25 protein-coding genes and 1 riboswitch are annotated in these 25,851 nt (G+C 71.0%); of the genes, 19 read left to right on the forward strand and 6 right to left on the reverse strand.

Going from position 1 to position 25,851, the window contains the following annotated elements; translation table 11 throughout:
• The first annotated feature begins 159 nt into the window (after positions 1–159).
• From ACIOFR_RS12855 to ACIOFR_RS12870, 4 genes are all read left to right on the forward strand, one after another.
• On the forward strand, positions 160–1,095 hold the full coding sequence (locus ACIOFR_RS12855; protein WP_400995662.1) for an ABC transporter substrate-binding protein: 936 nt from the start codon (positions 160–162) through the stop codon (positions 1,093–1,095).
• Between the two features lie 44 nt (positions 1,096–1,139).
• Positions 1,140–2,129, forward strand: a complete 990-nt coding sequence (locus ACIOFR_RS12860) for an amino acid ABC transporter permease (RefSeq protein ID WP_400995665.1) — start codon at positions 1,140–1,142, stop codon at positions 2,127–2,129.
• 44 nt (positions 2,130–2,173) lie between these two features.
• The gene (locus ACIOFR_RS12865; RefSeq protein ID WP_400995853.1) at positions 2,174–2,926 is read left to right on the forward strand and encodes an amino acid ABC transporter ATP-binding protein; all 753 of its coding nucleotides are present in this window, start codon (positions 2,174–2,176) and stop codon (positions 2,924–2,926) included.
• A 152-nt stretch (positions 2,927–3,078) separates the two neighbouring features.
• A complete protein-coding gene (locus ACIOFR_RS12870) occupies positions 3,079–3,672 on the forward strand; it encodes a CGNR zinc finger domain-containing protein (RefSeq protein ID WP_400995667.1) in 594 nt (197 codons plus the stop codon).
• Here the strand turns inward: ACIOFR_RS12870 and sodX are convergent.
• Complete coding sequence (gene sodX / locus ACIOFR_RS12875; protein ID WP_400995669.1) at positions 3,656–4,096, reverse strand: nickel-type superoxide dismutase maturation protease; 441 nt, start codon at positions 4,094–4,096, stop codon at positions 3,656–3,658. The genes ACIOFR_RS12870 and sodX overlap by 17 nt on opposite strands.
• Positions 4,097–4,309: 213 nt before the next feature.
• On the opposite strand from sodX, the gene sodN reads away from it, so the two are divergent.
• The 4 genes from sodN to ACIOFR_RS12895 all read left to right on the forward strand — a co-directional run bounded on the left by sodN (position 4,310) and on the right by ACIOFR_RS12895 (position 7,189).
• On the forward strand, positions 4,310–4,705 hold the full coding sequence (gene sodN, locus ACIOFR_RS12880) for a superoxide dismutase, Ni (RefSeq protein ID WP_400995671.1): 396 nt from the start codon (positions 4,310–4,312) through the stop codon (positions 4,703–4,705).
• Positions 4,706–4,865: 160 nt separating this feature from the next.
• Positions 4,866–5,348, forward strand: coding sequence for a GNAT family N-acetyltransferase (locus tag ACIOFR_RS12885; RefSeq protein ID WP_400995674.1), 483 nt, complete (start codon positions 4,866–4,868; stop codon positions 5,346–5,348).
• 239 nt (positions 5,349–5,587) lie between these two features.
• Positions 5,588–6,001: an anti-sigma regulatory factor gene (locus ACIOFR_RS12890; RefSeq protein ID WP_371499052.1), complete on the forward strand. Its 414-nt coding sequence runs from the start codon at positions 5,588–5,590 to the stop codon at positions 5,999–6,001.
• Between the two features lie 177 nt (positions 6,002–6,178).
• Positions 6,179–7,189, forward strand: a complete 1,011-nt coding sequence (locus ACIOFR_RS12895; protein WP_400995855.1) for an RNA polymerase sigma factor SigF — start codon at positions 6,179–6,181, stop codon at positions 7,187–7,189.
• 81 nt (positions 7,190–7,270) lie between these two features.
• Here the strand turns inward: ACIOFR_RS12895 and ACIOFR_RS12900 are convergent, their stop codons facing one another.
• Entirely contained in the window at positions 7,271–7,690 is a 420-nt protein-coding gene (locus ACIOFR_RS12900) for a hypothetical protein (RefSeq protein ID WP_400995677.1), read from the reverse strand.
• 50 nt (positions 7,691–7,740) lie between these two features.
• Between ACIOFR_RS12900 and ACIOFR_RS12905 the strand changes: the two genes are divergently transcribed.
• Together ACIOFR_RS12905 and ACIOFR_RS12910 are read left to right on the forward strand one after the other, a co-directional pair.
• A complete protein-coding gene (locus ACIOFR_RS12905; RefSeq protein WP_400995680.1) occupies positions 7,741–8,712 on the forward strand; it encodes a diacylglycerol/lipid kinase family protein in 972 nt (323 codons plus the stop codon).
• A 344-nt stretch (positions 8,713–9,056) separates the two neighbouring features.
• Positions 9,057–9,308 (forward strand): WhiB family transcriptional regulator, encoded by a 252-nt coding sequence (locus tag ACIOFR_RS12910; RefSeq protein ID WP_014138019.1) that lies wholly within the window; start codon positions 9,057–9,059, stop codon positions 9,306–9,308.
• Positions 9,309–9,669: 361 nt separating this feature from the next.
• Here ACIOFR_RS12910 and ACIOFR_RS12915 read toward each other — a convergent pair whose 3' ends face one another.
• From ACIOFR_RS12915 to ACIOFR_RS12925, 3 genes are all read right to left on the reverse strand, one after another.
• Positions 9,670–11,187, reverse strand: coding sequence for a sensor histidine kinase (locus ACIOFR_RS12915; protein WP_400995682.1), 1,518 nt, complete (start codon positions 11,185–11,187; stop codon positions 9,670–9,672).
• A gap of 495 nt (positions 11,188–11,682) precedes the next feature.
• Positions 11,683–12,744: an SIS domain-containing protein gene (locus tag ACIOFR_RS12920; RefSeq protein ID WP_400995684.1), complete on the reverse strand. Its 1,062-nt coding sequence runs from the start codon at positions 12,742–12,744 to the stop codon at positions 11,683–11,685.
• A 192-nt stretch (positions 12,745–12,936) separates the two neighbouring features.
• Entirely contained in the window at positions 12,937–14,244 is a 1,308-nt protein-coding gene (locus ACIOFR_RS12925; protein ID WP_400995687.1) for an extracellular solute-binding protein, read from the reverse strand.
• A gap of 561 nt (positions 14,245–14,805) precedes the next feature.
• Between ACIOFR_RS12925 and ACIOFR_RS12930 the strand changes: the two genes are divergently transcribed.
• The 8 genes from ACIOFR_RS12930 (at position 14,806) to ACIOFR_RS12965 (ending at position 23,763) form a co-directional block, all read left to right on the forward strand.
• On the forward strand, positions 14,806–16,125 hold the full coding sequence (locus ACIOFR_RS12930) for an extracellular solute-binding protein (RefSeq protein WP_400995690.1): 1,320 nt from the start codon (positions 14,806–14,808) through the stop codon (positions 16,123–16,125).
• Between the two features lie 153 nt (positions 16,126–16,278).
• Positions 16,279–17,271: a carbohydrate ABC transporter permease gene (locus ACIOFR_RS12935; RefSeq protein WP_400995692.1), complete on the forward strand. Its 993-nt coding sequence runs from the start codon at positions 16,279–16,281 to the stop codon at positions 17,269–17,271.
• Positions 17,268–18,182, forward strand: coding sequence for a carbohydrate ABC transporter permease (locus ACIOFR_RS12940; protein WP_400995695.1), 915 nt, complete (start codon positions 17,268–17,270; stop codon positions 18,180–18,182). The genes ACIOFR_RS12935 and ACIOFR_RS12940 overlap by 4 nt, the downstream gene beginning before the upstream one ends.
• Positions 18,183–18,237: 55 nt before the next feature.
• Entirely contained in the window at positions 18,238–19,818 is a 1,581-nt protein-coding gene (locus ACIOFR_RS12945; RefSeq protein ID WP_400995697.1) for a glycoside hydrolase family 3 protein, read from the forward strand.
• 178 nt (positions 19,819–19,996) lie between these two features.
• The gene (locus tag ACIOFR_RS12950; protein ID WP_400995699.1) at positions 19,997–20,785 is read left to right on the forward strand and encodes a GntR family transcriptional regulator; all 789 of its coding nucleotides are present in this window, start codon (positions 19,997–19,999) and stop codon (positions 20,783–20,785) included.
• Positions 20,786–20,982: 197 nt separating this feature from the next.
• Positions 20,983–21,240, forward strand: coding sequence for a DUF3311 domain-containing protein (locus ACIOFR_RS12955; RefSeq protein ID WP_400995702.1), 258 nt, complete (start codon positions 20,983–20,985; stop codon positions 21,238–21,240).
• Positions 21,240–22,865 carry a monocarboxylate uptake permease MctP gene (mctP, locus tag ACIOFR_RS12960; protein WP_400995705.1) on the forward strand — a complete coding sequence of 542 codons (1,626 nt, stop codon included), beginning with the start codon at positions 21,240–21,242 and terminating at the stop codon, positions 22,863–22,865. Before ACIOFR_RS12955 ends, mctP begins: the two co-directional genes overlap by 1 nt.
• 154 nt (positions 22,866–23,019) lie before the next feature.
• Positions 23,020–23,763, forward strand: coding sequence for a histidine phosphatase family protein (locus tag ACIOFR_RS12965; protein ID WP_400995708.1), 744 nt, complete (start codon positions 23,020–23,022; stop codon positions 23,761–23,763).
• A 64-nt stretch (positions 23,764–23,827) separates the two neighbouring features.
• Here the strand turns inward: ACIOFR_RS12965 and ACIOFR_RS12970 are convergent, their stop codons facing one another.
• On the reverse strand, positions 23,828–24,802 hold the full coding sequence (locus ACIOFR_RS12970) for a helix-turn-helix domain-containing protein (protein WP_400995711.1): 975 nt from the start codon (positions 24,800–24,802) through the stop codon (positions 23,828–23,830).
• Between the two features lie 308 nt (positions 24,803–25,110).
• Here ACIOFR_RS12970 and ACIOFR_RS12975 point away from each other — a divergent pair, with 308 nt between their 5' ends.
• Entirely contained in the window at positions 25,111–25,617 is a 507-nt protein-coding gene (locus ACIOFR_RS12975) for a GNAT family N-acetyltransferase (RefSeq protein WP_400995714.1), read from the forward strand.
• Between the two features lie 70 nt (positions 25,618–25,687).
• Positions 25,688–25,831: riboswitch (cobalamin riboswitch) on the forward strand.
• Positions 25,832–25,851 lie beyond the last annotated feature (20 nt).

The following is a 25,851-nucleotide window of genomic DNA, read 5'->3' on the forward strand; positions in this document are numbered from 1 at the left end:
ACCTCGGCGGAGGGTGGCGACAGAAATTCAGGCAGGACCAGCACAACCGAACGACCGGTAGTGGCCGGACTCGGCAATGACGCCGAGCCGCCGGACATGGTGCACCGCTCCCCCCGCGGCGCGCCCCGCCCGACTCTCCTACAGGAGGAGATCCCCCTGATGACCGCCCGCACCCTTCGCCCCCGCCTCGTCGCCGCCGGCGCCGCCCTCGCCGCCGGCACCCTGCTCCTGACCGCCTGCGGCAGCAGCGGTTCGAGCAGCTCGGCGTCCGGGTCCGCCGTGAACCCGAGCGCCTCGGTCAAGGCCGTGACGGCCGACCCTTCGCTGGCCGCTCTGGTCCCCGCCGACCTCAAGTCGGGCGGCAAGCTGATCGTCGGCTCGGACGCCTCCTACGCGCCGAACGAGTTCCAGGACGACAAGGGCACCATCGTCGGCATGGACGTCGACCTGGCCAACGCGGTCGCCGCCAAGCTGGGCCTCAAGGCCGATGTCCAGAACGCCGGCTTCACCGCGATCATCCCGGGCATCGGCGCCAACAAGTACCAGCTCGGCATGAGCTCCTTCACCGACACGAAGGAGCGCGAGCAGTCGGTCGACATGGTCACCTACTTCACCGCCGGCACCGGCATGGCGGTCAAGAAGGGCAACCCCGACAAGATCTCCCCCGACGACCTGTGCGGCAAGAAGGTCGCCGTCCAGACCGGCACCACCCAGGCCGACCAGATCGTCGACGTGATCAACCCGGCCTGTGTGGCCGCGGGCAAGCCCCCCGTGCCCAACGACGGCGACAAGTTCGACCTGCAGACGGACGTCACCAACGCCGTGGTCTCCGGCCGCGACCAGGTCATGATGGCCGACTCCCCGGTCATCGACTACGCGCTCAAGCAGACCGGCGGCCAGCTGGAGAAGCTCGGCCCGACGACCGACTCCGCCCCGTACGGCATCGCGCTGGCCAAGGGCTCGGCGCTCACCCCGGCGGTCCAGGCCGCCGTGCAGTCCCTGATCGACGACGGGACCTACAAGCAGATCCTGCAGAAGTGGGGCGTCGAGGCCGGCGCGATCGACAAGGCGCAGCTCAACGGCGCCACCAGCTGACCTCGTCCCTCTCGTTCCACAGCGACCTGTTCTGAGGCCACAAAGTGAACTCTCTCCACAAGGGGCCGGCTGCCCCGGGACGGCCTGAAGTCATCAAGGCCGTCCCGGTCCGCCACCCCGGACGCTGGGTCGGCGCCGCCGTCATCCTCGTCCTCGCGGCGATGCTGATCCACGCCATCCTCACCGTCCCGGCATTCAAGTGGGACCTCGTCGGCCAGTACCTGTTCGACGACCGCATCCTGCACGGCCTGCTGGTCACCCTGGAGCTGACCGCGCTCGCCATGATCATGGGTGTGATCGGCGGCATCCTGCTGGCCGTCATGCGGCTGTCGCCGAACCCGCTGCTCTCCGGCACCGCCTGGGTCTACATCTGGGTGTTCCGCGGTACTCCCGTCCTGGTCCAGCTGGTGTTCTGGAACTTCCTCGGGGTGCTGTGGGCCAGGCTCTCGATCGGCATCCCGTTCGGTCCCGAGTTCTGGTCGCAGGAGACCAACGTCCTGATCCCGACCTTCGTGGCGGCACTGCTCGGCCTCGGCCTGAACGAGGCCGCGTACATGGCGGAGATCGTCCGAGGCGGCATCCAGTCGGTGGACGAGGGCCAGCACGAGGCCTCGCAGGCGCTCGGCATGAACCGCTTCGACACCATGCGGCGGATCATCCTGCCGCAGGCGATGCGGGTGATCATCCCGCCGACCGGCAACGAGACCATCTCGATGCTGAAGACCACCTCGCTGGTCAGCGTCATCTCCCTGGAGGAGCTGTTCCGCGCGGGGCAGAACATCTACTCGCGCAACTTCCAGAGCATCCCGCTGCTGATCGTGGTCAGCCTCTGGTACCTCTTCCTGACCTCGATCCTCACGATCGGGCAGTATTACATCGAGCGGCACTACGCCCGCGGCTCCAACCGGGCCCTGCCGCCCACCCCGATCCAGCGCATTCGGGGCCTGTTCAAGGGTGCCGGCCCGAAGCCGGCGCCGAAGCCCGCCGAGACCGGAACCGACGGCAGCGGCGGCGAAGGAGGCGGTCTGTCATGACCGATCTGACCGGAACCCCCGCCGACGCCCAGCCGGGCACCCAGATGGTCCGGGCCGAGGGCGTGCGCAAGTCGTACGGCCTGGTCGAGGTGCTCAAGGGCATCGACCTGGAGGTCAAGCAGGGCGAGGTGTTCTGCCTGATCGGCCCGTCCGGCTCCGGCAAGTCCACCTTCCTGCGCTGCATCAACCACCTGGAGAAGGTCAACGCCGGCCGGCTCTGGGTGGACGGCGAGCTCGTCGGCTACCGCCAGAAGGGCGACAAGCTCTACGAGCTCAAGGACCGCGAGGTCGCGATGAAGCGTCGCGACATCGGCATGGTCTTCCAGCGCTTCAACCTCTTCCCGCACATGACCGCCATAGAGAACGTCATCGAGGCGCCGGTGCAGGTCAAGAGCGAGAGCAAGGCCGAGGCCAGGGAGCGGGGCATGGCCCTGCTGGAGCGGGTCGGGCTGGCCGACAAGGCCAGGAGCTACCCCTCCCAGCTGTCCGGCGGCCAGCAGCAGCGGGTGGCCATCGCCCGCGCGCTGGCGATGAAGCCCAAGCTGATGCTGTTCGACGAGCCCACCTCCGCGCTCGACCCGGAGCTGGTCGGTGACGTCCTCGACGTCATGCGGGGGCTCGCCGAGGACGGCATGACCATGATCGTGGTCACCCACGAGATGGGCTTCGCCCGCGAGGTGGGCGACGCGCTGGTCTTCATGGACGGCGGCGTGGTGGTCGAGTCCGGCCACCCGCGCGAGGTGCTCGGCAACCCCCAGCACGAGCGGACCAGGGCCTTCCTCTCCAAGGTGCTCTGACCGCAGGACCCGTCCGAACGGCCCGCCGGATCCCCCGGCGGGCCGTTCGGCGTTCCCGGGGCCGGCGCCCCCGCGGGCGGGCCGCCACGGCGCCGGCCGGAGCGTAATACCCTGGAGGCTGTACGCCCGTTACCGCCTCTGGAAGGACCCCCGTGGAGCTCGCCTCGTACGCCGACTTCGCCGTCCGGCTGGTGAACAGCGAGGAGCCCGAGCGCGGCACCGACGCGCTGACCTCGGTGGACGCGGTGCGCGCGCTGTTCCCCGGGCCCTCCCGGGCCGCCGCCCTCGCCGACGAGTCCGACCTGCCCCGGCTGCGGGCCGTCCGGACCAGGCTGCGCGGGGTGTTCGAGGCCGCCGCCGGGGGCGAGGACGTCCGGGCGGTCGACCTGCTGAACAGCCTGATGGTCGAGTACCCGGTCAGCCCGATGGTGTCCGGCCACGACGACCTGGACGCGAGCGGCCGACCGAACTGGCACCTGCACCTCGCCGACAACGCCCCCACCGCCGCCGCCAACTACTCGGCCGTCGCCTGCATGGGCCTGGCCATCCACCTGACCGAGCTCGGCGTCGACCGGCTCGGCATCTGCCAGGCCGCCCCCTGCCGCAACGCCTACCTGGACACCTCCACCAACCGCTCCCGCCGCTACTGCTCCGACCGCTGCGCGACCCGGGCCAACGTCGCCGCCTACCGCGCCCGCAAGCGCGAGGAGGCCCAGCAGGCCGCTCAGCTCACTCCCCGGGGCTGAGGTCCACCGGCGGGAGCACCCCGAACCGGGCCGTCAGCGCGGGCACCCCGGCCAGCGGCCGGCGGGCCAGTGCCCGCTCCAACCACGGCGCCGGGGCCAGCCAGGCCGGTGACGGCCGCAGCCGCAGCAGCACCCGGCCGAGCACCAGCTCCTGCGGCACCGCGCCGTACTCCCGGCTGTCGGTGTGCACCAGCGGGTTCTCCGAGAGCATCCACCAGCCGCCCGGGCGGCGGCCCACCGCCCGCTTGACCACCAGCAGGTCCTGCTGGAACGGGTGCCGGAACAGCACCACGGCACCGGCGCGCACCGGCGCGCCGTACCGCACCAGCACCCGGTCCCCGTCCGAGAGCAGCCTGCGCATCGACGGGCCCGCCACGTCCACCACGCCGAACGGCGCGCCGCCCTGCGGCCGACTCACCGGCATCCGTTCACTCCTGACCTCGGGTCCGCTGCTGTCGCCGGTCCAGTGTCACCCGTGCCGGGCCGGCGGGCACCCGCCGGGCGGCGGCCCGGCGCGCCGTCCGGTATCGGCCGGTTCGGCCTCCGACTTTGGTCCCGGGCCTCCGGGGCAGACGAGAATCCTGGGGGGCGTGAGGGTAATCTCAGGCGCGGGAAGACGATCCAAGGAAGGACTCCCATGTTCTCTCGTCTGTTTGCTCCGCGCGTCACCGCGCACGCTCACTGTGACCTCCCCTGCGGCGTCTACGACCCGGCCCAGGCCCGGATCGAGGCCGAGTCGGTGAAGGCCACTCAGGAGAAGTACCAGGCCAACGAGGACCCGCACTTCCGTGCGCGCGCGATCGTGATCAAGGAGGAGCGCGCCGAGCTGGTCAAGCACCACCTCTCCGTGCTGCACACCGACTACTTCAAGGCCCCGCACTTCGAGGCCTACCCGCAGCTGCACGAGCTGTTCAACCACGCCGGCAAGGCCGCCTCGGCCGCCAAGGCGTCCACGGACCCGGCCACCGGCCAGGCCCTGCTCGACCTGATCGCCCAGATCGACACCATCTTCTGGGAGACCAAGAAGGCCTGACCCGGCCTCAGTACTGCCCGGCGGCGGCCCCGGCCCCGCCGGGCAGTGCCGTACCCGGGCGCGGGACGGCGCTCGACCCTTGCGGGCGCCCGTACGCCGTCCGTCCACGCCCCCGGAAAGACACTCCCGCCGGTCCGGCCCGTCCGAGTACCCTCGCCGTATGATCCGCACCGCCGTCACCACCGATGTCCCCGTCATCCACGCCCTGATCCGCGAGCTGGCCGAGTACGAGAAGGCCCCGGACGAGGCGAAGGCCACCGAGGAGCAGCTGCGCGACGCGCTGTTCGGCGAGCACCCGGCGCTGTTCGGTCTGATCGCCGAGGACGACGCCACCGGCGAGGCGGTCGGCTTCGCCCTGTGGTTCCGCAACTTCTCCACCTGGCGGGGTACCCACGGGGTGTACCTGGAGGACCTCTACGTGCGCCCCGGCAACCGCGGCGGCGGTCACGGCAAGGCGCTGCTGACCGAGCTGGCGCGGATCTGCGTGGAACGCGGCTACTCCCGGATGGAGTGGTCGGTGCTGGACTGGAACGAGCCCTCGATCGGCTTCTACCGCTCGCTGGGCGCCGTTCCGATGGACGGCTGGACGGTCTACCGCCTCACCGACGGGCCGCTCGCCGCGCTCGGATCGACCCCGCGCTGAGCCCGTGGCGGCCGCCGGGTTCGCCCGTTCCCGTGACGGTGGCCGAAGATCACGACATCCGTCCCCCGATCGCGGTAACGTCACGGGCGGATGCGCGGCGTTCCGGCCCTCCCGAGTGGGTATGACCGGTACGTACCGCACCACCCCTCTGGACAGTTGGGGCGAAGCAGTTGAGCCATGCAAGAGGAAGTGCCGCGGCCGTTCGGCCGCAAGCACCGCGCGTCACCCAGGAGGTGAGGGTGTCCCAGATCGACGGCGAGCCCGGAGTGAAGGACTTCGTGGAGGTCCGGCTGCCCGCTGCGGGGGCCTACCTCTCGGTACTGCGAACGGCGACGGCCGGTCTCGCGGCCCGGTTGGACTTCACCCTGGACGAGATCGAGGATCTCCGGATCGCGGTGGACGAGGCCTGCGCCATCCTGCTCCAGCAGGCGGTGCCCGGGTCCGTCCTGAGCTGCGAGTTCCGGCTGGTCGGCGACTCCCTGCGGGTCACGGTCAGCGCACCGACCACCGACGGGCGGGCCCCCGAGCGGGACACCTTCGCCTGGACGGTGCTCTCCGCGCTGGCCGGCGAGGTGGAATCCTCGGTCGGAGAGGACAAAACGGTCAGCATCAGTCTGCACAAGAAGCGCGGCGGGGCCTCGACCCCGCTGTAGCCCCTCGTGCCCGCAGTCCCCGCCGTACGCACGGTGTCGTATTCACCGCGCGTACGGCGCCCCGTATCGCAGTGCTCTGCGGTACAACCAGTGAGAAGTGCTCCCGGAACGGAACGGGTGATCGCCGTGAGTGATCTGGACCGCACAGCAGCCGCCGCTGGCCCGGCCGCCGCCGACCTGACCGTCCGTGCCGAGTCCGCGGTGCTCGACCGCGGTACGGCCGGCCCTGCCGTACCGACCCAGGCCGGCGCCGCCCGCACCGCCGCCCAACCCGACGCCCACCCGAAGGACTCCCACCGGATGACCCAGCCGACCGATCCGACGCCAGAGCGGCCCGAGGCGGTGCCCGCGAGCGAGCCCGACGCGGCCGAGCTGCGGGCGGCCGCGGAGGCTGTCCGCAGCAGCGTGCCCGCCCAGGCGCACCGCTCCGGCGCGCCGGACCGGGAGGCCGCCCGGGCCCTGTTCGTCCGGCTGGCCGGGCTGCCGGAGGGCTCCCCGGAGCGGGTGGAGATCCGCAACCAGCTGGTCCGGATGCACATCCCGCTGGTGGAGCACCTGGCCCGGCGCTTCCGCAACCGGGGCGAGCCGCTGGACGACCTGACCCAGGTCGCCACCATCGGCCTGATCAAGTCCGTGGACCGGTTCGACCACGAGCGCGGGGTGGAGTTCTCCACCTACGCCACCCCGACCATCGTGGGCGAGATCAAGCGGCACTTCCGGGACAAGGGCTGGGCCGTCCGCGTCCCGCGGCGGCTCCAGGAGCTCCGGCTCTCGCTGACCACCGCGACCAGCGAGCTCTCCCAGCGGCACGGCCGCTCGCCGACCGTGCACGAGCTGGCGGAGCACCTCGGGATCTCCGAGGAGGACGTGCTGGAGGGCCTGGAGTCCGCCAACGCGTACTCCACCCTCTCGCTGGACGTCCCGGACAGCGACGACGAGTCCCCGGCGGTGGCCGACACCCTGGGCGCGACCGACGAGGCGCTGGAGGGCGTCGAGTACCGGGAGTCGCTGAAACCGCTGCTGGCCCAGCTGCCCCCGCGCGAGCAGAAGATCCTGGTGCTGCGGTTCTTCCGGAACATGACGCAGTCGCAGATCGCCGCCGAGGTCGGCATCTCGCAGATGCACGTGTCCAGACTCCTCGCCCGGACCTTGGCACAACTGCGGGAGAAGCTGCTCGTCGAGGAGTGACGAGCGGCGACCGGAACGGACGAACGGCCGGCGGCCGGAGGGATCAGCCCTCCGGCCGCCGGCCGTCCGCGTGCCCGCGGCTCACGCCTCCGGGCGGTAGAGCAGGGCCGTGACCTTCGGGTTGAGCAGGGCCACGATCCCGGCCAGCCCCAGCACCGCCACGGCCACCGCGGCCCCGACCATCACACCGCCGGTCTGCCCCATGTAGTAGGCCACCGGCAGGCAGATCGAGTTGGTCAGCACCGCCGGGCTGCGGCCCCAGCGCCGGCCGCGCAGCAGCGCCCGGCCCGCCAGCAGCGGCAGCAGGCCCATCAGCAGCAGCACCAGCCCGCCCGCCTCGCTGCGGCCCAGCGCCGCCGAGTCGCCGAGCAGGCCGGCGACGAGGTCGTAGACGCCCCACCCGGCCAGTGCGGCGCCCTCCAGGGCGGTGATCCCCGCACCGACGAGCAGCGGGGCGGGGCGGTCGGGTGCGGCGGCGGGAGCGGGGGTTTCTGCGGTCACTCCAGCAGGGTATCCGCCGTCCGTCCGGAACTGCCCCGTAGGCTGGCGCCATGCGCGCTCTCCTGGTCGTGAACCCCAAGGCGACCACCACCAGCAGCCGGACCCGGGACGTGCTCACCCATGCGCTGCGCAGCGATCTGAAGCTGGACGTGGCCCACACCGAGTACCGCGGCCACGCCCGCGACCTGGCGCGCGAGGCGGCGGCGGGCGGCTCGGTGGACCTGGTGGTCGCGCTCGGGGGCGACGGTACGGTCAACGAGGTGGTCAACGGGCTGCTCGCGAACGGGCCGGCCGAGCGGGTGCCGCGGCTGGCGGTGGTGCCGGGCGGCAGCACCAACGTCTTCGCCCGCGCCCTGGGGCTGCCGAACGACCCAGTGGAGGCCACCGGCGCCCTGCTGGACGCGCTGGAGCAGGGGCGGGAGCGGGCCGTGGGCCTGGGCAAGGCGATGACCGAGGGGCTGCCGGACCGCTGGTTCACCTTCACCGCCGGCCTCGGCTTCGACGCCGGCGTGGTGGGGCGGGTGGAGCAGCAGCGCAGGGCGGGGCGGAAGTCCACCCACGCCCTCTACGTCAACCAGGCCCTCCGGCACTACGTCACGGAGCGTGAACACCGCCGTTCAGGGCCGGTCACCCTGGAAATGAACGGCCAGGAGCCCGTTCCGGGCCTGGTTCTGGCCATAGTCTCCAACACCTCGCCATGGACCTTCCTGGGCAACCGTCCGGTGCTCCCCTCGCCCTCCGCCTCCTTCGACACCGACCTGGACGTCTTCGGCATCACTCGAATGACCGCGTTCGGCACCGCTCGAACGGTCCGTCAGATTCTGCGCTCGCACGCCCCTACGGACGAGGGCTCCCAGCCCTCCGGGCCGTCCGGCAAGCACGTCGTCTCCTATCACGACGTCCGGCACTTCACCTTGGTTTCACAGGAACCGGCCCCGTTTCAGGTCGACGGGGACCACCTTGGAGACAGGAGTCGCGTCAGTTTCACAGGCGTTCGGCGGGCACTGCGTGTGATTGTGTGACCAGAAGGGGGTCCCGCCCTTCTTCTCGAACGCGCTAGCCCCCTTCACCCCATAGAAGTACGGGCTGTGAGCTAGGCGACACCGAAGAATCAAAAATTCCTCCCCGAAGGGGGTTGTATCCGAGCCCGAGGTTTGCGAACCTCTACATGGCGATCGGGACACGTCGCAGCACACATCGCGACACATCCCTTGATAGCCGGAACCCCACCCCAGCACAGACCACCCGGGCCCGATGGGCCTTTGGTCCCTTTTGCTGTTGCGGGATTCGTGAAAGCGTTCACATTCACAAGCCATCGAGTGAGTCGGCCGGGCCACAGCCTGCCGACCGGAGGAGTTGGACGACCATGGACTGGCGCCACCGCGCTGTCTGCCGCGAAGAGGACCCGGAGCTGTTCTTCCCGATCGGGAACACCGGTCCTGCTCTGCTGCAGATCGAGGAAGCCAAGGCCGTGTGCCGCCGCTGTCCCGTCATGGAGCAGTGCCTGCAGTGGGCGCTGGAGACCGGCCAGGACGCCGGCGTCTGGGGCGGAATGAGCGAGGACGAGCGTCGTGCGATGAAGCGTCGCGCCGCCCGCAACCGCGCCCGCACCGCCTGACGCACCGTCAAGCAGCAAGACGATCAACCCATGATCAAGGGCTCCGCCGCATCGGACGGCCGAGCCTTCCGCATCACGGACCCCGTTCAGGCGAGGTCCGACGACGCGAGCAGCCCAGGCACTTGATACTGCTCACTGAGAGCAATATTGTGGAGCTCAGGCGCTCACCGTGTGCAACACGCGGGGCGGGCGTCGCGCCACCCAGAGCCCCCGTTCCGGCCGACTCCCCCCGACGGCCGGAGCGGGTTGAGAGGCCCTGTCGACCCACCCCCCCCGGTCGACAGGGCCTCGTTTCTTTTTCCCGCCCGCCGGCTCTTTCCCGGCCGGCGGCCCGCTCGCCCGCCGGCCCGCGCGTACCGCGCTACGGCACCGGGATCTCCAGGACGACCTTGGTGCCGCCCTCCGGCACCGCGACCATGTCGAAGGTGCCGCCGAGCTCGCCGGTCACCAGCGTGCGGACGATCTGCAGGCCGAGGTTGCCGCTCTGCTGCGGGTCGAACCCCTCGGGCACGCCCTTGCCGTCGTCCTGCACCGTGATCAGCAGGTACTCGTCCGGCTTGGCTCCGCCGTTCCAGCTGTCCGACCAGCCCATCCCGGTCGCCGGGGCGCGCCCGCGCAGGGCGCTGACCTCCAGGTTGCCCGAGGAGGAGGGGCCGAAGGCGTGCTCCAGGGCGTTCTGCAGCACCTCGGTGAGGATCATCGCCAGCGGGGTGGAGATCTCCGCCGACAGGATGCCGAAGCTGCCGGTCCGCCGGGTCGCCACCCGCCCGTCCTGGGACAGCTCGACGCACATCGCCAGCACCCGGTCGGCGATCTCGTCGAAGGCGACCTGCTCGTCCAGGGCCTGCGAGAGCGTCTCGTGCACGATCGCGATCGAACCGACCCGCCGCACCGCCTCGTCCAGCGCGGCCCGTCCGGTGTCGGAGTCCATCCGGCGGGACTGCAGCCGCAGCAGGGCCGCCACGGTCTGCAGGTTGTTCTTCACCCGGTGGTGGATCTCCCGGATGGTGGCGTCCTTGGTCATCAGCTCCCGGTCGCGGCGCCGCAGTTCGGTGACGTCCCGGCACAGCACCAGCGACCCGGTCAGGACGCCCTTCGGCTTGAGCGGGATGGTCCGCAGCGTGACCACGCCGCCCTGCGCCTCCACCTCGGTCTGCCGGGGAGCCCATCCGCTGGCCATCTTCACCAGGGCCTCGTGCACGGCGCCGCGCGAGGGCGGCACCAGCTCGGCCGTGGCGCGGCCGAGGTGGCTGCCCACCAGGTCGGTGCTGAGCCCGATCCGGTGGTACGCGGAGAGCGCGTTGGGGCTGGCGTAGGTGACCACCCCGTCCACGTCCAGCCGGATCAGGCCGTCGCCGACCCGCGGGGCGGCGTCCATGTCGGCCTGCTCGCCCGGGTACGGGAAGGTGCCCGCGGCGATCATCTGGGCCAGGTCGGAGGCGCTCTGCAGGTACGTGAGCTCCAGCCGGCTCGGGGTGCGGACGGTCAGCAGGTTGGTGTTGCGGGCGATCACGCCCAGCACCCGGCCCTCCCGGCGGACCGGGATCGACTCGACCCGGACCGGCACCTCCTCGCGCCACTCCGGATCCCCTTCCCGCACGATCCGCCCCTCGTCGAAGGCCGCGTCCAGCAGCGGCCGGCGACCGCGCGGCACCAGGTGGCCGACCATGTCGTCGTGGTACGAGGTCGGACCGGTGTTCGGCCGCATCTGGGCCACCGAGACGTACCGGATGCCGTCCCAGGTGGGGATCCAGAGCACCAGATCCGCGAAGGAGAGGTCGGAGAGCAGCTGCCACTCCGAGACCAGCAGGTGGAGCCACTCCACGTCGGCACCGGTGAGGGTGGTGTGGCGGCGGACGAGTTCGTTCAGCGAGGGCACACGCCGAGCCTAGTCAACCGCCCCGCGGCACGGCCTGCCGGACCGGCGCCCGTCCGACGGCTCCCGCCCGGCGCGCGACGCCGGACGTCGTCGGACAGGCCCTGCCCGCGATGTTGTCCAGACCAATTTCGGCACTCCTCTGGACAACCCAGATTGGTCTAGTCCACAATGAACATGCACCAAGGAGAAGCCCCCCGCGCACACTGCCCTGACCGCGCGCGGCGACTCCTCGGTCGGACACCGCCGAACGGGAGTCCCGCACAACTCCCCTCCGGCCAGGCGTCCGACGACAGCTCCGGGCTGCGGTGCCGCACAGGTTGAGGGTCCTGTGTCGGCGCCGTGGCCCGTAGTGTTTTCCGCATCCCGCATCCCGCGCCCCACACCCGGCACCCCGGCACCCTGTCCGGCGCCCGGCACCGCGCGCACGCTCCCCCGCACATCAGGAGGCCCCCGCCGTTCGGCGGGGGCCTCCTGTGCTGCGGTGTGGGGCGCGCGTCAGTGAGTCTCGGTGACCTTCGCGAGCGCGCGCGGCGCGTCCGGGTCCTGGCCGCGGGCGATGGTCACCTCGTAGGCGAGCAGCTGGAGCGGCAGGATCTCCAGGATCGGCTGGACCTCCTCGGGCACCCCGGCCGGCAGGGCGAACCCGGCGGAGGCCCGGTCGACCTGGTCCTGCTGGCCGACCACGACCAGGTCCGCGCCGCGGCCGCGCAGGCGGTCCAGCACGGGCTGGAGCGCCTCGCCGCCCTTGCCGTCCGGCACGATCGCGATGACCGGCGAGACGTTGTCCACCATCGCCAGCGGCCCGTGCAGCAGGTCCGCGCCGGAGAACGGCGAGGCGGGGATGTAGGTGGTCTCCATCAGCTTGAGCGCCGCCTCGCGGGCGGTCGGGTAGCCGTAGCCGCGCGAGGTGATGACCAGGCGCTGGGCGAAGCGGTACCGCTCGGCCAGGGCCCTCACCTCGGCCTGCCGGCCGAGGACGGTGGCCGCGAGGCCGGGCAGCACCTTGGCGGCCGCGCCGTCGCCGCCCCGCAGGCCTTCGACCAGCAGGTAGAGCGCGAGCAGCTCGGCCGTGTAGGTCTTGGTCGCCGGCAGCGCCTTCTCCGGTCCGGCCAGCACGTCGATGTGGAACTCGGAGACCTCGGCCAGCGGCGAGGCGGCGTTGTTGGTCACGGCGAGCGTGATCGCGCCGGCCTCGCGGGCCGCCTTGGTGGACGCCACCAGGTCGGGCGAGCCGCCGGACTGGCTGACGGTGACGACCAGCACGTCCGTGAGATCGGGCTTGGCCCCGTACGCGGTGGTGGTGGACATCGAGGTCAGGCCGGCCGGCTTGCCCAGCAGGACCTCGATCAGGTACTTCGCGTACAGCGCCGCGTTGTCGGACGTGCCGCGGGCGGTGAGCAGGACGAAGCGCGGGTTCCGGGCGGCGATCTCGGCGGCGATCTCGCGGATCTTCGGAGCGCCCTCGTCGAGGATGCGCTGCAGGACGGCCGGCTGCTCGGCCATCTCCGCCGCCATGATCCTGCCGGGGACGGAAGAGACAGTCTGCGGGTCGGACATCTGATGTGCCTCCGATGAGATGGATCTACCCCGCGGCGGGCGGCTGCCCGGCGGGGACCTCTACGGCGGCGAGTCCGCACACTCGCTGCGGGCGCCGGTGGTGCGGGCGCCCACCGACGATCCTACGGGTGCGGTGCCCGGGAGGCACACCGCGGTTCACCTCCCGGGACGCCCGCCCCCGGTCGGGCCGGCTCAGGACGGGTTGTTGATCAGCTGGTCGATCTGGGCGTCGGCGGCCTTGGTCGCCTCCTCGACGGACTTCCCCTTGAGGACGTCGTTGAGCATGTTCACCAGGATGTTCTGCTTCTCGACCGCGCCCCAGCCGGGTGCCATCGGGATGAACCAGGCGTCCGGCACCGCGTTGGCGGCGGCCGCGGTGGCGGGCTTGGTCCGCAGCGGGGCGAGCTGGTCGAGGTTGTTCGGCAGGGTGTCCTTGTCCACCAGGACCTGCTGGGACTTGGCGGAGGTGAACATCCGGATCCAGTCCGCCGCGAGGGCGGGCGCCTGGGACTTGGCGGTCACGGCCAGGTCGGAGCCGCCGATGAAGGAGGGCAGCGGCTTGCCGTTCGGGCCCGGCATGCCGGCCAGCTTGACGGTGTCCTTGAGCCTGGGGTCGCCGGTGATCGGCGCGACGGCGACCGAGACCTCCCAGCCGTTGCCGTAGAGCATCGCGGCCTTGCCCTTGCCCAGGACGTTCGCCTGGTTGAGCTCGTTGACCTTCCAGTCGCCCCGGTTGTACTTCTTCACCAGGTCGACGAAGTGCTGGACGCCCTGCTGGGACTTGGGGTCGCTCAGCGTGCCGTGCCAGTTGCCGGCGCCGTCGAAGCGGGCGATGGCCCCGCCGTAGGCGGTCACGTACGACATCGCCGCGTACCAGTACGGGCCGGGCAGGTAGAGCGCGGAGAATCCCGCGTTGCCCCTGTTCTTCGCCTGGATCCTGTCCAGTGCCGCGAACAGTTCGTCCTCGGTCTTCGGGACGTCCGCGCTGCCGGTGGCGTCCTGGAACAGCTGCGAGTTGTAGATGCCGACCCGGGCGCCCGCGTAGTACGGAACGCAGTAGAGCTTGTCCTGGTAGGTGCAGGTGTCGGCGAGGCCCTTGATCCAGGTGCCGTTGTTCTCGAAGGACGAGCGGTCCACCGGGGCCAGCGCGCCGGTGAGGATGTATTTCATCGTCTCGGTGTTGCCGAGCTCGACGACGTCGGGGGCGTTGCCGGCCTTGATGGCACCGTCCAGGTTGGCGATCTTGTCCGTCCAGGTCTGGTAGCTCAGCTTGAGCTCGACCTTGGGGTACTTGGCCGCGAACTCGTCGTTGACCTGCTGGACCAGCTCGGGCCAGGTGGTCTGGGCCTCGTTCATGAGCCACACCGTGACCGTGCCGGTGGCCGTTCTCGGGTCGACGGCGGCCGAGGACTTCGAGGCGGCCGGACCGCCGGACGCGCAACCCACGGCGGTCGCCAGCAGGACCGTCACACCGAGGGCCGCCAAGACCTGACGCTTCACGCATTCCTCCGGTTTACAGATGAGGTCTGCGCTGTGGAACAGACCGGATTTCTCGGATACTGGCCTAGACCACTTGGTGCGTCAACGCGCGATCGCGCCGCACGCGGGTTCCGTTGCAGACCCGTTGTCAGACCTGAGCGGTGCGCGTCAAAGAAAACGGGGACAAAGCGATCGAGGCCCCCTTAATGCCCCGTTAAGGCGCACACCCGCCCCGAGGGCGTTCAGGTGCCGGTCGCCCCAATTTGACCTGATTGAACGGCATTTGCCCGGGAGGGTTGGTCCGGACCAACCCTCCCCGGCCACCGGCAGTGCACGGTCGCATCAAGCGTTGGTAACGGCTTGCACAGACGTCTGGGGAACCCTTGACGCCCTTCATTGGTCCATGCCAATCTCCAGGCGTTGGTCTAAACCAATGGTCTACTCCACCGCACGGATTGCACCGCCACTCCCGGCAGTTCGTATCCGCGCCATCCGGTGACATCCCCCCACAGGCACAGCGAAGCTCAGGGCTCTGGCCCGGCAGCCCGGTGCCACTCCTTGCTCATCCCTATGGAGGATGGTTTGAACCGCAAGATCGCAGCCGTGGCCGCCATTGCCACCGTGCTCGTCGCGTCCGCTTGCTCCTCGTCCGGCTCGTCCGGCAGTGGTGACGCCAAGCAGGCCACGCTGAGCAAGGACGGCAAGGGCAAGACCGTCACCGTCTGGCTGATGGACGACGCCCAGAAGGGCTGGCCGGCGGTTGTCGACGCGGCCAAGAAGCAGTTCGAGGAGGAGACCGGCGCCACCCTGAAGATCGAGTGGCAGACCTGGACCAACTACACCACCAAGCTCGACACCGCGCTGCTCTCCGGCAACGCGCCGGACGCCCTGGAGCTCGGCAACACCCAGGCCGCCAAGTACATCGAGGCCGGCTCGTTCGTCGACCTGACCGGCGTCAAGGGCCAGTTCGACAACTCGGACAAGTGGCTGGACTCACTGGCCGCCTCCGGCCAGAGCGCGGACGGCAGCAAGACCTTCGCCGTGCCGTACTACGCGGGTGCCCGCGTCCTGATCTACCGCAAGGACCTCTTCGCGGCGGCCGGCGTCACCAACCCGCCGACCACCCTGGACGAGCTGAAGGCCGGCCTGGCCAAGGTCAAGGCCGCCAACGCGAGCGTCCCCGGCTTCTCGTCCCTCTACATCCCGGGCCAGAACTGGTACACCGCCACCGCCTTCGGCGCCGGCTCCTACGGCGTCAAGAACGTCATCGCCAAGAAGGACGGCGACAAGTTCACCGGCACCCTGACCGACCCGAAGTTCGTCGAGGGCATCAAGACCTGGAACGAGCTCCAGAAGGAGTTCTCGGTCGGCGGCACCACCACCGACGAGGCCACCCAGGACGCCCTGATGGCCAAGGGCAACATCGCCGCCATCATCGGCGCCGGCTGGGAGGTCGGCTCGGTCATCGACCCGAAGACCGGCGACCCGTCCCTGGCCGACAAGCTCGCCACCATCGCCCTCCCGGGCACCACCGCGGGCGCCCCGACCCCGGCCTTCCTCGGCGGCTCCGACCTGGCCGTCCCGGCCAAGGCGGCCAACGCCGGTCTGGGCGCCACCTTCCTGCAGATCTACACCAACACCAAGCAGCAGACCGAGCTGGCGAAGTTCGCGATCCCGAACAACAAGACCCTGGTCGCCGCCTACAAGGCCGCCAAGCCGGAGAACAAGGCCGCGGGTGACGCGGCCGAGGGCTCGACCTGGTTCATCCCGAACTCGCCGCTGTGGTCCGGCGCCGACGAGACCGCGCTGAAGAACGCCTTCGGTGCCATCGCCGCCGGTGGTGACGCCGCCGCCGAGCTGAAGAAGGCTCAGGACACCATCGTCAAGGACCTGAACGGCTGAACCGGCTGACCGCAGCGCCCTCCGGAGCCCGCCGGGGCTCCGGGGCCTGCCAGCGCTGAGCGCAGAGGGGGTGGGCAGTTCGCGGCACACGCGGACTGCCCACCCGCGCGCCAGGACCCACCAGCCAGTTCCGCGGGCCCGGGAAGGACCCTGATGAGTGTGACTACCAACGAGACCCCGACGCGGTCCGAATCGGCCGCCCCGCCCGGACTGCCGGCGCCGGCCCAGCGCCGCGGCTTCTTCGCCGCCGGCCACCACATCCCCTACGCGCTGATCCTCCCGGCCGCCGCCGTGCTGCTGGGCATCATGGCGTACCCGCTGTTCCGACTGTTCGACCTCGCGTTCCAGAACATCAACCGGTACGCCTACATCGTCAACCCGTCGCTGGGGAAGTACATCGGGTTCGAGGGCTTCGGGAAGATCCTGGGCGACGGCCAGTTCTGGGACGTGGTGCTGCGCTCGCTCTACTTCACGGCGGAGCTGGTCATCCTCTCGATGGTGCTGGGCATGCTGTTCGCCCTGCTCCTGAACCGGGTCTCGAACTGGGTCAAGGTCACCGTCATCACCGTGATGATGTTCGTCTGGGCCATTCCCGCGCTGGTCAGCGGCACCGTCTTCCGCTGGCTGTTCGCCAGCAACGGCGGGGTGGTCGACTACATCGGCTTCCTGCTCACCGGCGACGAGTCGGTCAAGCACTACGACTGGTTCGGCGACCCGACCGTCGGCCTCTACGTGGTCTGCGCCTCGGTCATCATCTGGGGCGCGCTGCCCTTCCTGGTGCTCGGCCTGAACGCCGCGCTGACCCAGGTGCCCAAGGAGCTGATGGAGGCCGCCAAGCTGGACGGCGCCGGCGCCCTGCAGTCCTTCCGGCACGTGGTGATCCCGGTCATCCGGCCGTTCCTGCTGGTGACCACCGCGCTCAGCTTCATCTGGGACTTCCAGGTGTTCGCGCAGATCTTCTCGATCCGCAACACCTCGCCCGAGGACGGCTACTGGACCATCGGGATCTACCTCTACGAGAAGGGCATCGTCGCCTCGAAGTACAGCGACAGCTCGGTGATCTCGATCGCCATGATCCTCCTCATGCTGGCGGTGCTGGTCTTCTACATCCGCCAGATGCTCAAGATCGGAGCCAACGAGCGATGACCACCGTTGACGTGCAGACGGACCGCCCGGCCGGACCGGCCGCCGCCCCCAAGGTGCGGGCCAAGGTCCGCACGACCGGTGAGAGCCGGGGCATGACCTGGGTCTGGAACACCGTCGGTCTCGGCTTCGCCGCCGTGATGGGCTTCCCGATCTACTGGATGATCATCACCACGTTCAAGACGAACAAGGACCTGATCTCCAAGGACCCGACCTTCTGGCCCAGCTCGTTCTCGTTCGACAGCTACTCGACGATCTTCGACGACAAGGCCTTCCTGCCGGCCCTGCAGAACACCGCCGTGATCACCGTCGGCTCGGTGCTGCTCGGCCTGGTGATCGGCTTCCTGGCGGCCGTCGGGGTCGCCCGGTTCGACTTCCGCGGCCGCAACTTCTTCATCGTCACGATGCTCGTGGTCCAGATGGTGCCGCTGCTGGCGATCCTCATCCCGCTGTACGTGGTGATGAACGAGGCCGGGCTGACCAGCTCGCTGTTCGGCGTGGTCCTCGCGTACCTGGTCTTCACCGTCCCCTACGTGGTGTGGACCCTGCGCTCGTTCATCGTGAACATCCCGGCGGAGCTGGACGAGGCCGCCATGGTCGACGGCTGCACCAAGTGGGGCGCCTTCTTCCGGGTGATCCTGCCGCTGACCCTGCCCGGTCTGATCACCACCGGCGTGTACAGCTGGATCCAGGCCTGGAACGAGTTCATCGTCGTCAACACCATGCTCAGCAGCGGCGGCAAGCAGACCTCGATGGCCTGGCTGACGTTCTACGCCACCACCCCCACCCGCGGCGCGGACTACGGCGCCCAGATGGCCGGCGCCCTGCTGGTCTCGCTGCCCGTGATCCTCATGTTCGTGATCTTCCAGAAGAAGGTGTCGGCGGGTCTCACCGCCGGTGCGGTCAAGGGCTAGGCCCCCTTCCTCACCCCACCGCACCTCCAGCACCCCACCCCCCAGGGAAGGAACCATGGCGACTCCCGGAACGGAAAGCGTCGAACTCCTGACGGACGCCGGAGCGGTCCTCCAGCCAGGATTCGCCGGCCTGACCGCGCCCGACTGGCTGCGCCGGAGACTGGGGTCGGGGGAGCTGGGCGGGGTGGCCCTGTTCGGCCGCAACATCCGCACTCCCCAGCAGGTGGCGCAGCTGACCGGGGAGCTGTACGCGCTCAACCCGGACCTGCTGATCGCCACCGACGAGGAGGGCGGCGACGTCACCCGCTTGGAGGTGACGGCCGGTTCCTCCTACCCGGGCAACCTCGCGCTCGGCCGGGTCGACGACGTCGACCTGACCGAACGGGTGGCCCGTTCGATCGGCTTCGACCTCGCCACGGTCGGCGTCAACCTCGACTACGCGCCGAGCGCCGACGTCAACTCCAACCCGCTCAACCCGGTCATCGGGGTCCGCTCGTTCGGGGACGACGGCGACCTCGCGGCCCGGCACACCGCCGCCTACGTCCGCGGCCTGCAGTCGGCCGGTGTGGCCGCCTGCGCCAAGCACTTCCCCGGCCACGGCGACACCACCGGCGACTCCCACCTCGGGCTGCCCCGGATCGACCTGAGCCAGGAGCAGTTCCAGGAGCACCTGCTGCCCTTCCGGGCCGCCATCGCGGCCGGCGTGAAGAGCATCATGACCGCCCACATCCTCTTCCCCGCCTACGACGAGCGGCTGCCCGCCACGATGTCCTCGGCGATCCTGACCGGCCTGCTCCGCGAGGAGCTCGGCTTCGACGGGCTGATCGTCACCGACGGCATCGAGATGGGCGCCATCTCCGGCACCCACGGCGTCGCGGCGGGGGCCGTCCAGGCGATCGCCGCCGGGGCGGACACCATCTGCGTCGGCGGCGGGCTCCAGGACGAGGCCGCCTTCCTGTACCTGCGCGACGCCCTGGTCTGGGCCGTCCGGGAGGGCCGGCTGTCCGCCGAGCGCCTGCACCTGGCGGCCGAGCGCAACCGGGCGGTCGCCCGCTGGTCGGCCGCCGTCCGGCAGTCCCAGGTGGGCACCCACGGCGAGGTCGGGATCGGTCTCGCGGCGGCCCGCCGGGCGCTGCGGGTGCACGGCGAGCTCCGCCCGGTCGAGGGCGTGCCGCACGTGGTCGAGTTCTCCCCCGGTGCCAACATCGCGGTCGGCGAGGAGACGCCGTGGGGCGTGTCCGGCCCGCTCGCCGAGCTGATTCCCGGCACCACCCGGGCCCGGGTGAACGCCCCGGCGACCCGGATGGAGGGCTCCGGCCTGCTGCACGTCCCGGTGGCGGCGGACGGGGCGGAGGTCGACACGGCCCCGCTGCTGGGCGCCGCGATCGGCCGCGGGCTGGTGCTGGTGGTCCGCGACGTGCACCGGCACCCGTGGATGCTGCGCGCCGCGCTCGCCCTGGTCGAGGCCCGTCCGGACGCGGTGGTGGTGGAGATCGGCACCGCGCACGGCGTCGCCGAGGTCTTCGGTGCCCGGGGGGTCGCGGTGCTGGCCACGCACGGCGGGTCGCGGGTCTGCGGCATCGCCGCGGCCGAGGCGCTGGCCGGTCTGGGCGTGAGCACCGCCCAGCCGGGCTGACCCCACCACCCCCCCCGGCGGCGGGCCTCCGGCGATCCGCCGGGAGCCCGCCGCCGGGGGGTCGCCGGATTTTGGTTGCCGAAGGGAACTCACGCCGACCGGCCCCCGCGTGCAACCATGTGCTGATACATCGATGGAGGAGCCGGTGACGGCTGCACTGCGAGGAGTGAGAGCGGCCATGAGCGGCGACAGGGACACGTCGGACCTCTCCGGAGGAACCACGGTGCCGGCACAGTCCGGACCTGCCACCGACACGGCGGCCCGCGTCCCCAAGTACTACGGCCTCAAGCGCCACCTGCTCCAGCTGACGGAGGTCCAGCCGGCCGGTACGCCGGTCCCGCCGGAGCGCGCGCTGGCGGCGCAGTTCGACACCTCGCGGACCACCGTCCGGCAGGCCTTGCAGGAGCTGGTCGTCGAGGGCCGTCTGGAGCGCATCCAGGGCAAGGGCACCTTCGTCGCCAAGCCCAAGGTCGCCCAGGCGCTCCAGCTGACCTCGTACACCGAGGACATGCGCGCCCAGGGCCTGGAGCCGACCTCCCGGCTGATCGAGATCGGCTACATCACCGCCGACGAGCGGCTGGCCCCGCTGCTGGACATCAAGTCCGGTGGGCGGGTGCTGCGGATCGAGCGGCTGCGCCTGGCCAACGGCGACCCGATGGCCATCGAGGTGGCCCACCTGTCCGCCAAGCGCTTCCCCGCGCTGCGGCGCAACCTGGCCAAGCACAACTCGCTGTACACCGCGCTGCGCGAGGTCTACGGCGTCACGGTGGCGGAGGCCGAGGAGACGATCGAGACCACCCTGGCCGACCCGCGCGAGGCCGGCCTGCTCGGCTCCGACCTCGGGCTGCCGATGCTCCAGCTCTCCCGGCACTCCTTCGACACCGAGGGCCAGCCGGTGGAGTGGGTGCGCTCGATCTACCGCGGCGACCGGTACAAGTTCATCACCCGGCTCAAGCGGCCGGAGTGACCGGAACGCACCCTTTCGACCGGTCCGTCCGTCCGGCTTGCGAGAAGTTCTGTCGCGGCCAGTGACACAGGTCACTCCCGTGCCCTACATTTCGCTCCCGTACTGACTACTGGTCACCAGAGGTGCTGCTCGGCGGGCGGACAGTGATGTGCGCTGCGGCGCCGACGAGGTGAACCCTCTTCAGCCGGAGCCGCAACATGTCGTCAGAAGTCCCAGCCCTGCCGGTGGTCACACCGGCCCGGGTGCTCGCCGGGCTGTGCCTGGCCGTGCCCGTCGTCTCGATGCTCTGGGTCGCCTCGTACACCAAGTCCGGGCCGGAGGTCGGCGGTGTGCCCTTCTTCTACTGGTACCAGCTGATGTGGGTGCCGGTGTCGGCGGTCTTCACCGTCGGGGCGTACCTGCTGATCAACCGTGACGAGAAGGCCCGCAAGGCCGCTGAGGGCGGTGCGCGCTGATGCACACGGGCGTCAACGTCACCGCACTCACCGTCTTCCTGCTGTTCTTCGCGCTGGTCACGGTGGTGGGCTTCCTGGCCTCCCGCTGGCGCCGGCCGGAGGACGCGCTGCACCTCCACGAGTGGGGCCTGGGCGGCCGGAGCTTCGGCACCTGGGTCACCTGGTTCCTGCTCGGCGGCGACCTCTACACGGCGTACACCTTCGTCGCGGTGCCGGCGGCGATCTACGGAACGGGCGCGGCCGGCTTCTTCGCGGTGCCGTACACGATCATCGCGTACCCGCTGGTCTTCCTCTTCCTGCCCCGCCTGTGGTCGGTGTCGCGGGTGCACGGGTACGTCACCCCGGCGGACTTCGTGCGCGGCCGGTACGGCTCCAAGGGGCTGTCGCTGGCCGTGGCACTGACCGGCATCCTGGCCACCATGCCGTACATCGCGCTCCAACTGGTCGGCATCCAGGCGGTGCTGGACGTGCTGGGCGTCGGCGGCACCGGGAACTGGTTCATGAAGGACCTGCCGCTGTTCCTGGCCTTCGCGGTGCTGGCCGCCTACACGTACTCCTCGGGCCTGCGGGCGCCGGCGCTGATCGCCTTCGTCAAGGACACCCTGGTCTACATCGTGATCATCGTCGCGGTGGTCTACATCCCGATGCGGCTCGGCGGCTACGGCCACATCTTCGACGCCGCCGCGCAGAAGTTCTCCACGGTCAACCCGGCCACCGGCAAGCCGAGCGGCTCGCTGGTGCTCGGCCCGAACGCGCACTGGACCTACGCCACGCTCGCCTTCGGCTCGGCGCTGGCGCTGTTCATGTACCCGCACTCGGTGACCGGCGTGCTGGCCTCCAAGTCCCGCAACACCGTCCGCCGCAACATGGCGATCATGCCGGCGTACTCGCTGATGCTGGGCCTGCTCGCGCTGCTGGGCTTCATGGCCATCGCGGCCGGCGTCGGCAAGGGCGTGAAGGGCTTCAACGCCCAGCTGTCGGTGCCGCAGCTGTTCGAGGACATGTTCCCGGACTGGTTCACCGGCGTGGCCTTCGCGGCCATCGGCATCGGTGCCCTGGTGCCCGCGGCGATCATGTCGATCGCCGCCGCCAACCTCTTCACCCGCAACATCTACAAGGAGTTCATCCGCCCGGAGGCGACCCCGGCCGACGAGACCCGGGTCGCCAAGATCGCCTCGCTGCTGGTGAAGGTCGGCGCCCTGGCGTTCGTGCTCACCATGGACAAGCAGTTCGCGATCAACCTGCAGCTGCTCGGCGGTCTGTGGATCCTGCAGACCTTCGTCTCGATCGTCGGCGGCCTGTTCACCCGGTGGTTCCACCGCTGGGCGCTGCTGGGCGGCTGGCTGGCCGGCATGGCGTACGGCACCTGGAAGGCCTATGGTGTCGCCTCGCCCGCCACCAAGCACTTCGGCGGTAGCTCGGCCGAGATCCCGGTCATCGGCGAGATCGGCTACATCGGCCTCACCGCGTTCGTGCTGAACCTGCTGGTGGCCGTGGCGCTGACGGTGGTCCTGCGGGCCGCCAAGGCGCCGGACGGCGTGGACAGCACCTCACCCGCCGACTACAGCGCCGACGCCGGGGAGCCGGCGGTCGACGACGCACCCCAGCCGGCGGCGGCGCACTGAGTCATCGGGAGCGCGCGAAAGTCCGGCATGCGCCCTGTGATCGCGCCGTCGCTTCCGTCAACACTTGAGGCGACGGCGCGATCATATCGGGCGATGATCTATGTGGCGGGCCGTTCGTCCCGGGCAGAGACGAGGGAGACGGGGAGACACTGCCATGACCGAGATCAGCACCATCCTGAACGGACACCGCGGACGCAGCGAGGAGAGCCGGCTGCCGGCCCTGCTGATCGCCACCCGGCACGGCGAGTCCACCGCGAACGTGGAGTTCCGGCACGCGGACGCCTCCGGGGCGCTCTCCGTCCCGATCACCAGCCGGGACGCCGACATCCCGCTGTCCATCCGCGGCCAGGCCCAGGCCCAGGCGCTCGGCCGCTGGTGGGCCGCCCTGCCACCCGCCGACCGCCCGCGCAGCGTCTGGTCCTCGCCGTACCTGCGCACCGCCGAGACCACCCGGATCGCGCTGGCCCAGGCCTCCGGCCTGGGCGCGGTGCCGGTCAACCTGCCGATCCGCTACGACGAACGGCTACGGGACAGAGAGCTGGGCATCCTGGAGATGCTCACCAAGGCGGCCATCGAGAAGGAGCACCCGGCCGAGGCGGTCCGCCGCCGCCGGATGGGCGAGCTGCACTACCGGCCGCCGGGCGGGGAGTCCTGGCTCGACGTGGCCCTGCGGATGCGCAGCCTGCTGCGCGACCTGGCCGAGGAGGAGGACGGCCGGCCGGTACTGGTGGTCGCCCACGACTGTACCGTCCTGATGCTGCGCTACATCCTGGACCGGCTCACCGAGCAGCAGTTGCTCGCCCTCGACGCGGTGCGCAACTGCTCCGCCAGCCTCTGGCGGGCCGACCGGGGCCGGCTCGTCCCCGAGGGCTGGAACGCCACCGGGCACCTGGACTGACCGGCCCCGGAGGCCGCCCCGTGCCCGTCGTGCCCGCCGCCTCGCGTCCCGCCCGTCCGACCCGTCACACCCGCTCCGCCGGGCCCCGCAGGCCGCCGCCCGCGAACGCCCGGCGGTACGCCTGCGGTGTGGTGCCCAGCCGGCGTCCGAAGTGGTGTCGCAGCGTGGCGGCGTTGCCGAAGCCGCAGCGGGCCGCCACCGCGTCCACCGGCTCCTCGGTGCCCTCCAGCAGCCGCTGGGCCAGCAGCAGCCGCTGACCGGTCAGCCAGCGGTGCGGCGTGGTCCCGGTCTCCTGGTGGAAGCGGCGGGCGAAGGTCCGCGGTGACATGTGGGCCCGGGCGGCCAGCTCGTCGACGGTGTTCTCCCGGTCCAGGTGGCGACGCATCCAGTCCAGGACCCCGCCCAGCGAGTCGCCGTCCTCGACCGGCAGCGGGCGGGCGATGAACTGCGCCTGGCCGCCCTCGCGGTGCGGCGCGACCACCATCCGGCGGGCGATCGCCCGGGCCACCTCGGCGCCCTGCAGCTTGCGGACCAGGTGCAGGCAGGCGTCGATGCCCGAGGCGGTGCCGGCCGCGGTGATCACCGGGTCCTCGTCGACGTACAGCACGTCCGGCTCGACCCGGGTGAGCGGGAAGCGCGCGGCGAGGCGGTCGGAGTGGCGCCAGTGGGTGGTGCAGCGGCGGCCGTCGAGCAGGCCGGCCGCACCGAGCAGGAAGGTGCCGCTGCAGATCGACAGCACCCGGGCGCCGCGCTCCACCGCGGTTCGCAGGGCCTCCACCAGCTCGGCGGGGAACTCCTCCTGGAGCCCGGTCGCGGCCGTGATCACCAGGTCCGCCCCGGCGATCCGCTCCACCCCGTGCGGCACCTCCACCCGGAAGCCCGCGTGGGTGCGCAGCAGCCCGGGGCGGGCCGAGGCGAGCGCGAAGTCGTACACCGGCAGACCGTCGTCACTGCGGTCCAGCCCGAAGATCTCGCAGGCCACGCCCAGTTCGAAGGGGTGGACCTCCTCCAGGACCACGGCCACCACGTTCTTCAGCATGGCTCCAGGATGCCGGTGGCAGCATTTCGATGCAAGTGGGCATTTCTGCCACTCGTTCGGCCGCGGCCCGGCCGCCAGGCTGGAGGCATGACCTCTTCGATCCTTGCGAACGCGCTCCTCCTGGCCGGTGCGGTCGGGGGCTTCGGCCTGCTGGGCCTGCTGGTCGGACGCGACCTCGACCGCACCGGCCGGCACGGCCGGGACAACTGGCACCGGGCCGGCGGCTACCCGGCCGACCCCGCCCTGCCGGACCGCCTGCACGGCACCCTGCCCGCCACCCCCGGTCCGGCCTTCGGCAGACTTGGGGCATGGACACCGACACCGACCTCGTCATCCGCCGCGCCCGCGAGGAGGACCTCGACGCCGCCGGCGAGCTCACCGTCGAGGTCTACGTCGGAGAGGGCCACAGCAAGCCCGACGGGCCCTACGCCGGCCTCCTGGCGGACGCCCGGCGCCGGGCCGAGGAGGCCGAGCTCCTCGTCGCCGTCGACCCCGCGGACGGCACCGTGCTCGGCTGCGTGACCTTCGCCCCGGGCGGCAACCCGTGGGCCGACATCGCCGAGCCGCACGAGGGCGAGATCCGGATGCTCGCGGTCGCCCGGGCCGCCCGCGGCCGCGGCGCGGGCGGCGCGCTGGTGCGGGCGGCGATGGCGCGCAGCCGCGAGCTCGGGCTGACCGGGATGGCCTTCTCCACCCGTCCGCACATGGCCGCGGCGCACCGCGTCTACGAACGACTCGGGTTCCTGCGGACGCCCGCGCGGGACTGGGAGCCGGCGCCCGGCATCGACGTGATCGTTTATTCGATCACATTCTGACGGGTGGTCCGGTGGCTCCACGCAGTCGAGCGACCACGACACGCGGCACTACATCTGGTGCCGCATCCTGAGACCGCCACAACATGTATGCTCGCTCTCGCTGTCGACGCAGGGAAACCCGGTGCGAGTCCGGGACTGCCCCGCAACGGTGAGCGGGCTGCCCAGCACCCCTGGGCCCGCGAGTCCGAGACCTGCCGACGGTGTGCCACACGGCTTCCCCGCAGATGCCTTGCA

Source organism: Kitasatospora sp. NPDC088346 (assembly GCF_044740765.1).
Taxonomy (GTDB): Bacteria; Actinomycetota; Actinomycetes; order Streptomycetales; family Streptomycetaceae; genus Kitasatospora.

Bases quoted from the DNA above. Each gene is read 5' to 3' on its own strand.
- ACIOFR_RS12885 (WP_400995674.1), top strand. From the start codon at position 4,866: ATGATCCGCACCGCCGTCACCACCGATGTCCCCGTCATCCACGCCCTG.
- ACIOFR_RS12945 (WP_400995697.1), top strand. From the start codon at position 18,238: ATGGCGACTCCCGGAACGGAAAGCGTCGAACTCCTGACGGACGCCGGA.
- ACIOFR_RS12955 (WP_400995702.1), top strand. From the start codon at position 20,983: ATGTCGTCAGAAGTCCCAGCCCTGCCGGTGGTCACACCGGCCCGGGTG.
- ACIOFR_RS12920 (WP_400995684.1), bottom strand. From the start codon at position 12,744: ATGTCCGACCCGCAGACTGTCTCTTCCGTCCCCGGCAGGATCATGGCG.
- sodN (WP_400995671.1), top strand. From the start codon at position 4,310: ATGTTCTCTCGTCTGTTTGCTCCGCGCGTCACCGCGCACGCTCACTGT.
- sodX (WP_400995669.1), bottom strand. From the start codon at position 4,096: ATGCCGGTGAGTCGGCCGCAGGGCGGCGCGCCGTTCGGCGTGGTGGAC.
- ACIOFR_RS12905 (WP_400995680.1), top strand. From the start codon at position 7,741: ATGCGCGCTCTCCTGGTCGTGAACCCCAAGGCGACCACCACCAGCAGC.
- ACIOFR_RS12935 (WP_400995692.1), top strand. From the start codon at position 16,279: ATGAGTGTGACTACCAACGAGACCCCGACGCGGTCCGAATCGGCCGCC.
- ACIOFR_RS12910 (WP_014138019.1), top strand. From the start codon at position 9,057: ATGGACTGGCGCCACCGCGCTGTCTGCCGCGAAGAGGACCCGGAGCTG.
- ACIOFR_RS12970 (WP_400995711.1), bottom strand. From the start codon at position 24,802: ATGCTGAAGAACGTGGTGGCCGTGGTCCTGGAGGAGGTCCACCCCTTC.
- mctP (WP_400995705.1), top strand. From the start codon at position 21,240: ATGCACACGGGCGTCAACGTCACCGCACTCACCGTCTTCCTGCTGTTC.
- ACIOFR_RS12940 (WP_400995695.1), top strand. From the start codon at position 17,268: ATGACCACCGTTGACGTGCAGACGGACCGCCCGGCCGGACCGGCCGCC.
- ACIOFR_RS12975 (WP_400995714.1), top strand. From the start codon at position 25,111: ATGGACACCGACACCGACCTCGTCATCCGCCGCGCCCGCGAGGAGGAC.
- ACIOFR_RS12855 (WP_400995662.1), top strand. From the start codon at position 160: ATGACCGCCCGCACCCTTCGCCCCCGCCTCGTCGCCGCCGGCGCCGCC.
- ACIOFR_RS12965 (WP_400995708.1), top strand. From the start codon at position 23,020: ATGACCGAGATCAGCACCATCCTGAACGGACACCGCGGACGCAGCGAG.
- ACIOFR_RS12950 (WP_400995699.1), top strand. From the start codon at position 19,997: ATGAGCGGCGACAGGGACACGTCGGACCTCTCCGGAGGAACCACGGTG.
- ACIOFR_RS12865 (WP_400995853.1), top strand. From the start codon at position 2,174: ATGGTCCGGGCCGAGGGCGTGCGCAAGTCGTACGGCCTGGTCGAGGTG.